The sequence below is a fragment of the Methylobacterium indicum genome (assembly GCF_001043895.1).
In the GTDB taxonomy this organism is placed as follows: domain Bacteria; phylum Pseudomonadota; class Alphaproteobacteria; order Rhizobiales; family Beijerinckiaceae; genus Methylobacterium; species Methylobacterium indicum.
Genome location: NZ_JTHF01000135.1, coordinates 1 through 6,242, shown reverse-complemented (window position 1 = coordinate 6,242; position 6,242 = coordinate 1). Strand labels below are relative to the sequence as shown.

General features: G+C 71.4%; 7 protein-coding genes. 3 read left to right on the top strand and 4 right to left on the bottom strand.

Annotated elements, in window-relative coordinates; all coding sequences use genetic code 11:
* The 3 genes from QR78_RS16600 to QR78_RS16590 all read right to left on the bottom strand — a co-directional run.
* The coding region (locus QR78_RS16600) for an Hpt domain-containing protein (RefSeq protein ID WP_048428657.1) at positions 1-821 on the bottom strand (821 nt) is incomplete at its 3' end.
* A 476-nt stretch (positions 822-1,297) separates the two neighbouring features.
* Complete coding sequence (locus QR78_RS16595) at positions 1,298-1,663, bottom strand: response regulator (RefSeq protein ID WP_048428656.1); 366 nt, start codon at positions 1,661-1,663, stop codon at positions 1,298-1,300.
* A 16-nt stretch (positions 1,664-1,679) separates the two neighbouring features.
* Positions 1,680-1,970, bottom strand: coding sequence for an STAS domain-containing protein (locus tag QR78_RS16590; RefSeq protein ID WP_053220957.1), 291 nt, complete (start codon positions 1,968-1,970; stop codon positions 1,680-1,682).
* A gap of 350 nt (positions 1,971-2,320) precedes the next feature.
* Here QR78_RS16590 and QR78_RS16585 point away from each other — a divergent pair, with 350 nt between their 5' ends.
* Entirely contained in the window at positions 2,321-3,406 is a 1,086-nt protein-coding gene (locus tag QR78_RS16585; protein ID WP_053220956.1) for a methyl-accepting chemotaxis protein, read from the top strand.
* A 91-nt stretch (positions 3,407-3,497) separates the two neighbouring features.
* On the opposite strand, the gene QR78_RS16580 is transcribed toward QR78_RS16585, so the two are convergent.
* Positions 3,498-4,217 (bottom strand): GntR family transcriptional regulator, encoded by a 720-nt coding sequence (locus QR78_RS16580; RefSeq protein ID WP_048428655.1) that lies wholly within the window; start codon positions 4,215-4,217, stop codon positions 3,498-3,500.
* A gap of 145 nt (positions 4,218-4,362) precedes the next feature.
* On the opposite strand from QR78_RS16580, the gene QR78_RS16575 reads away from it, so the two are divergent.
* A complete protein-coding gene (locus tag QR78_RS16575) occupies positions 4,363-5,415 on the top strand; it encodes a TRAP transporter substrate-binding protein (protein ID WP_082171978.1) in 1,053 nt (350 codons plus the stop codon).
* Positions 5,416-5,668: 253 nt separating this feature from the next.
* The coding region (locus QR78_RS16570; protein ID WP_048428658.1) for an AMP-binding protein at positions 5,669-6,242 on the top strand (574 nt) is incomplete at its 3' end.

The window sequence follows — 6,242 nt, the reverse complement described above, 5'->3', positions numbered from 1 at the left end:
GCGGGCGCCGACGCGGCCGACCCGGCCGACCCGGGCACGTCGGCCGATCCCGTCGTCGAGACCGGCCCTGGCGCCTCGATCGGCCCGGTCGCCTCGACCGGCCGGGTCGCCTCGACCGGCCGCATGGTGAGCGTCATCTCGTCCGAGACGAACAGGAAGACGTCGTCGATCGCCTCGCGGGAGACGCTGCCCGGCATCACCACGTCCCAGGCGAGATGGAGCCGCGCGGGATCGAGGGCGACGAGGTCCGGCACCGCGTCGGTGCGGGCGGCGATCGACCGGGCGCCGAGGTCGCGCAGGTCGTCGAGGAGCGCCAGCGGGTTGGTGCCGTTGCGCAGGATGTCGGGATCGAAGGCGAGGGCGAGGTGCCAATCGGGCCGGTCGGCCGCCGTCTCCTGCCCCGGCGCCTCGACGGGGGCCGCCGCCTCCGGCACGGCCGCCCCGGCGCCGGGCCGCACCAGGCGCTGCAGCTCGTCGAGGATCGCCGCGCCGATCACCGCGTCGGTGCCGTCCGGGTTCTCGATCAGGAGGCGGATATAGTCCTTGGCCGAGAGCGACACGTCGATCAGGGCGCGGCTCACGCTGACCTCGCCCTGGCGCACGAGGTCGAACGCGGTCTCGAAATCGTGGGTGAAGGCCGCGACCTGGGCGAAGCCGAACATCGCCCCCGAGCCCTTGATGGTGTGGAGCGCCCGGAACGCGGTGTCGATCAGCGCCCGGTCCTGCGGCCGGTCGCCGAGGTCGAGGAGCGTCGATTCCAGCCGGTCGAGGAGTTCGGTGGCCTCCGTCAGGAAGACCTCGGCGGGATCGATGTGGGTCATGGCAGCACCGGGTCACGCGGACGGTGCGAGGGTGGCGGGCGCCGACGAGGCGAGGCCGCCACCACTGCGCGCCGCCTGTCGCAGGGTTCATGACCGTAGGATGTAGCGGACCTCGATAAATTTCTGTAAATCAAATCCAGGTTTAGCGAAAAACCCGGGAACTTTTCGTCGGACGCAGATCGTAGAAGGACTGTTAACCACCGTCGTGGATAGCCGCGGACGCCGATCGGCGATGCGCGACGTCGATGACCTGCAGTGTATCCGGCCGCCGACATTCCATCGGGACGGCTGTTCGTCGCGGCCGTCCGGGTCTTCGGAGACGGACCGACCGCTTCGACGACGCGAAAAACCCTCCGCCGCCGGCCCGACCCTCACCGACGGCGAGGGCCCGGGACGGCGACGGAGGGCGCGAGGGCCGCCGAAGCCGCGTTCAGGCTCGTTGCGGGCGGCGCGTGGGCGCCGCACCGGACGGGCCTTCAGCGGCGGACGAGCTTCGTCACCACCGAGACCAGCTGCTCGGGCTTGAACGGCTTGGTGATCCAGCCGGTCGCCCCGGCGGCCTTGGCCTGCTGCTTCACGCCGTCGTTCGATTCGGTGCTCAAGAACACGATCGGGAGCCCGGAGAGCGCCGAGACGCCGCGCAGGCGCCGGATCAGCTCGAGCCCGTCCATCACCGGCATGTTCAGGTCGGTGATGACGAGGTCGACCGGCTCGGCCTGAGCCTTCTGCAGGCCCTCGGCGCCGTCCCCGGCCTCGAGGATGGTGTGCCCGGCCGGGCTCAGCGCGACCCGGATCATCTGCCGGATGCTGGGGGAATCGTCGACGGTCAGGATGGTGGCCATGAGAGGTTCGACCGCTTCAGTTTGCGGGCAGGGAAGGGGCGAGGTCGGACAGGGACACGCCCGCCCGATCGAAGGCGGCGCGAGCCGCCACGGAGAGCCCGGTGAGGCGCAAGGACCGACCGGCCCGGCGCGCCGTGCCGGCGGCGGCGAGCACGACCTGCACGAAGGTCACGTCGGCCCGCACCACGCCCGCGCCGTCGACCTCCACCGGGCCCGCCGCCAGGGCGGCGCCGAGCTGCGCCTGGATCCCGGCCGCGGTGCGGAGGTCGCAATCGCTCGGCAAGGTCAGAATGGTCAGATCGGACATTCCACGCCTCGACAACCCGGCAACGTCGACACGAGACAACGTGTCTTGTGCCGTCAGGTACGCGCCCCAGGCGTAAAGATTCGATGTACGCGGCCGGAGTCGCGCAGGTCTAGGAAAAGGCCCGGGCAGTCGCCGCGGCACCGGTGCCGACCGGAAAAACTTTCCGACGATGCACCGAGCGTAAAGGCGACTGACGCCAACGCCCCGCAGGCAAGGACTATTTCGTCCTCTGCGGCACGCGACATAACGCTTCGTTCAGCCCGTCGGGCCTATTCCTCGTTCCGACAGGGGACGACGCGGAGCGGGTGGGCGGCCGGCCGCCGTCCCGCCGTGACAGGATGATGCCGACGATGCAGACCGAGTTTTCCCGGCACCGGGCCGCGGAGCGCCCGCCGATCCTGTCGCCGGAGAACGCGGCCTTCCTCCAGGACTGGCTCGGCCTCTCGGCGGTGCAGCGCCGCGCCCTCGACGCCCTCGTCGGCGAGATCGACGGGGTGACGGCCCATACCGAGAGCCACGTCCAGGACCTGTCCGGGCGCTTCCAGCGCATCGCCGCCGCGAGCCGCGAGCAGGAGGGCATCATCGCCGGGCTCGCCGACGCGGTCCGCTCCGTCACCATCGACGAGCGCACGCTGTCGCTGTCCGAGGTCTCGGCGGGCTTCGAGGCGACGTTCTCGTCGCTCTCCACCAAGGTCGCGGCCCTGTCGGAGCGGGGCGAGGCGATGGTCTCGACCCTCGACGGGCTGCTCGGCACGCTCGGCCGGATCGAGGCGAGCGTGGTCGAGATCGACAAGATCAACCGCCAGACCAACCTGCTGGCGCTCAACGCCAAGATCGAGGCGGCGCGGGCGGGCGATGCCGGCCGGGCCTTCGCGGTGGTGGCCGACGAGGTGCGCGACCTCGCCAAGTCGATCAGCGCGGTGTCGAGCGGCGTGCGCGAGCAGATCGGCGCCATCGCCGGGGGCCTGCGCGGCAGCCACGCCGCCATGCGGGAGATCGCCTCGGTGGATGTCTCCGACGAGAGCCGCGCCGCCACCGCGCGGTTCCGCACCGTGATGGAGACCCTGGCGCAGCAGGGCGACCGCTTCGCGGCGATCCTCGACGGCACCGCCCGCACCACCGGCGCGATCACCGCCGACGTCTCGGCCGCGCTCGTGGCGATGCAGTTCCAGGACCTCGCCAAGCAGCGCCTCGACAACATCGCCCGCTGCCTGACCGCCCTGTCGGCGGCCCTGGCCGAGCAGGAGGGGCACACCCCGCTCGCCGCCGACCCGGACGAGGCCCCGGACGCCGCCTGGGCCGAGCGGATGATCGCCGCCGTGACCCTCTACGAGATCCGCGAGCGCCTCGGCCAGCGCGTCCTCGGCCGGCCGGCCGGCGGGCAGGAGCCGGCCGGCGCGAGCGGCGCGGACGACGACGGGATCGAGCTTTTCTGACCGCGCGGGCGCCCGGTCCCCGACCGGGCTGCCGGCCGAGGCCGCCTCGGATGGCACGACGCACCGGAAGCCGCGTCGTCGGATACCGGCCCTACCGCGCCACCCGGCGGCTGCGGGCCTCGCGCACGTTCGCCGCCTCCTGCGCCCGCAGGCGGTCGACGAAGACCGTGGCGGCCCGGGCGATGTGCTGGCGCGAGAGCCGGTCGGCGGCCTCGCCGTCGCCGGCCGCGATGGCGGAGAGGATCGCCGCGTGCTCGTCCCAGATGCGGGCCGGCATCGCCTCGTCCTCGCGCAGCACCTCGCCCATGATCCGCTTCAGGTGGTTGAAGTGCGGCGCCGCCGTCTCGACGATGATCGGGTTCTCGGCGATCTCGCCGAGGAAGCGGTGGAAGGCGATGTCGGCGGCGATGAGATCGGCGACCGAGCCTCCCGTCGCCGCCGCCTGCCCGGCGGCGACGAGGGGGGCCCCCTCCCGGGCCGCGCGGGCCGGGTTGCGCTCGGCGGCGAGCCGGGCCGTCAGGCCCTCCAGCACGCCCCGGACCTCGTAGAGGTTCTGCACGAACGACGCTTCCAGGGGCGCCACCACGAGGCCGCGCCGCGGCGCGTCGCGCACGATGCCGTGGTTGCGCAGGAGCAGCAGCGCCTGCTGCACCGGCTGGCGCGACACCCCATAGGCCTCCGCCAGCTCGTCCTGGATCAGCCGGGTGTTGGGCGCGAGCCGTCCCTCGGTGATCTCGCTGAAGATCGCCCCGTAGACCTGCTCGACCAGCCGGTGGCGCGTCAGGCTGCGGGCGTCCGTCTCGACGGCCATGGCCGGGCTCCTCACGCGGGTATGCTCCACGAACCGTGTTGCGCAAACCGGACGCCCGTGCAATACCGAATTCCAAATTCGAATTCCGAATTCAATAATGCCGCGACGCCATCGCGAGCATCGGGATTCCCGAGGGAGAGACGCCATGACCGACAAGAGGCCGACCGATCCGCGCCCGACCGGCCTGCACCGCCGCCGCCTGCTGGCCACCGGCCTCGGGGCGGCGGCCCTCGCGGCCGGCGGATTCCCGCGGCCCGCCCTGGCGCAGGGCCGGACGCTGGCCTTCAAGCTCGGCACCGACCTGCCGGTGCCGCACCCGGTCAATGTCCGGCTCAAGGAGGCGATCGCGGCGATCGCCAAGGAGACCGACGGGGCCGTCGAGATCGGCCTGTTTCCGTCCAACCAGCTGGGGAGCGACTCGGACATGCTGTCCCAGATCCGCTCCGGGGCGCTGGAACTCGCGACCTTCCCGGGCACCGTGGTCTCGACCCTGGTGCCGGCGACCTCGCTCACCGGCATCGGCTTCGCCTTCACGAGCTACGACACGGTCTGGGCGGCGATGGACGGCGAGGTCGGCGGCTATATCCGCCGCGCGATCGAGAAGGCGAACCTGGTGCCGTTCGAGGCGACCTGGGACAACGGCTTTCGCCAGATCACCACCAGCACCAAGCCGATCCGCACGCCCGACGACCTCCGGAACTTCAAGATCCGCGTGCCGGTGGTGCCGCTCTGGGTCTCGATGTTCTCCGCGCTCGGCGCCGCGCCGGTGAGCATCCCGCTGAGCGAGGCCTATTCGGCGCTCCAGACCCGGATCGCCGACGGCCAGGAGAACCCGCTGGCGCTGATCAACTTCGCCAAGTTCTACGAGGTGCAGAAATACTGCTCGCTCACCAACCACGCCTGGGACGGGTTCTGGATGATGGCGAGCGGCCGCGTCTGGAAGGGCGTGCCGGCCGACATGCGGGCGATCATGGAGAAGCACCTCAACGCCGCGGCCCTGCGCGAGCGCGACGACATCGCGACGGCCAACCGCGACGTGCAGAAGGAGCTGGAGGGGCGGGGGCTCGTGTTCAACACCACCGACCCGACCGCCTTCCAGTCCGCGCTCAAGGCGACGAAGTTCTACGGCCAGTGGCGGGAGAAATTCGGGCCCGAAGCCTGGGCGCTGGTACAGAAATACGCCGGCGACATCGGGTGAGCACGATCACGGCAGGATATGCGCCGGCTTGATTTTCACGGCGTCATCCTGGGGCTCGCCGTAGGCGAGAACCCGGGATCCATCATCGCTGCGATGCCTGCTCATGGCGACCGGCGCTCCGCCCGATCCTGAAGGGCTGGCGGTTATGGATCCCGGGTTCCGCTCCGCGGCCCCGGGATGACCTCGAGGGTGGCACGGCCGTCCACAATACCGAACTCATCTCGCGCCGAGAGACCAGACGAGGACGATCACGATGAGGGATGTGCTCACGCCCGGGCAGATGCTCGCCGTCCAGGCGCGCCTGCGGCCCGACCGGATCGGCGCGCGCGACCTCGAGCGTGCGATGACGTTCCGGCAGTGGAACGCCCGCGCCTGCCGCCTCGCCAACGCCTTGCTGGGCCTCGGCCTCACGAAGGGCGAGCGCGTGGCGGTGCTGGCCTATAACTGCGTCGAGTGGCTGGAGATCTACGCCGCCATGGCGAAGGCCGGCCTCGTCGCGGTGCCGATCAACTTCCGGCTCGTCGGTCAGGAGGTGCGCTACATCCTGGAGGATGCCGAGGTCTCGGCCCTGATCCTCCAGGACGAACTGGCCGGCACGATCGAGGAGATCCGCGCCGACCTGCCGGTGGCGGAATCCCGCGTGGTGTGGTTCGGGGCCGCGCCCTGCCCGGCGGGTTTCTCGGCTTACGAGGGCCTGATCGCGCGGGCCCGCGAGGACGAGCCCGGCACGCCCATCGACCCGGCCGATCCGTGGATGCTGATGTACACCTCGGGCACCACCGGCAAGCCGAAGGGGGCGATCCGGTCGCATCGCGGCGCCGCGATGC

What these genes read in the sequence shown, in the direction of transcription:
- QR78_RS16575 (WP_082171978.1), top strand. Translation starts at nt 4,363, where the DNA reads ATGACCGACAAGAGGCCGACCGATCCGCGCCCGACCGGCCTGCACCGC.
- QR78_RS16580 (WP_048428655.1), bottom strand. Translation starts at nt 4,217, where the DNA reads ATGGCCGTCGAGACGGACGCCCGCAGCCTGACGCGCCACCGGCTGGTC.
- QR78_RS16585 (WP_053220956.1), top strand. Translation starts at nt 2,321, where the DNA reads ATGCAGACCGAGTTTTCCCGGCACCGGGCCGCGGAGCGCCCGCCGATC.
- QR78_RS16590 (WP_053220957.1), bottom strand. Translation starts at nt 1,970, where the DNA reads ATGTCCGATCTGACCATTCTGACCTTGCCGAGCGATTGCGACCTCCGC.
- QR78_RS16595 (WP_048428656.1), bottom strand. Translation starts at nt 1,663, where the DNA reads ATGGCCACCATCCTGACCGTCGACGATTCCCCCAGCATCCGGCAGATG.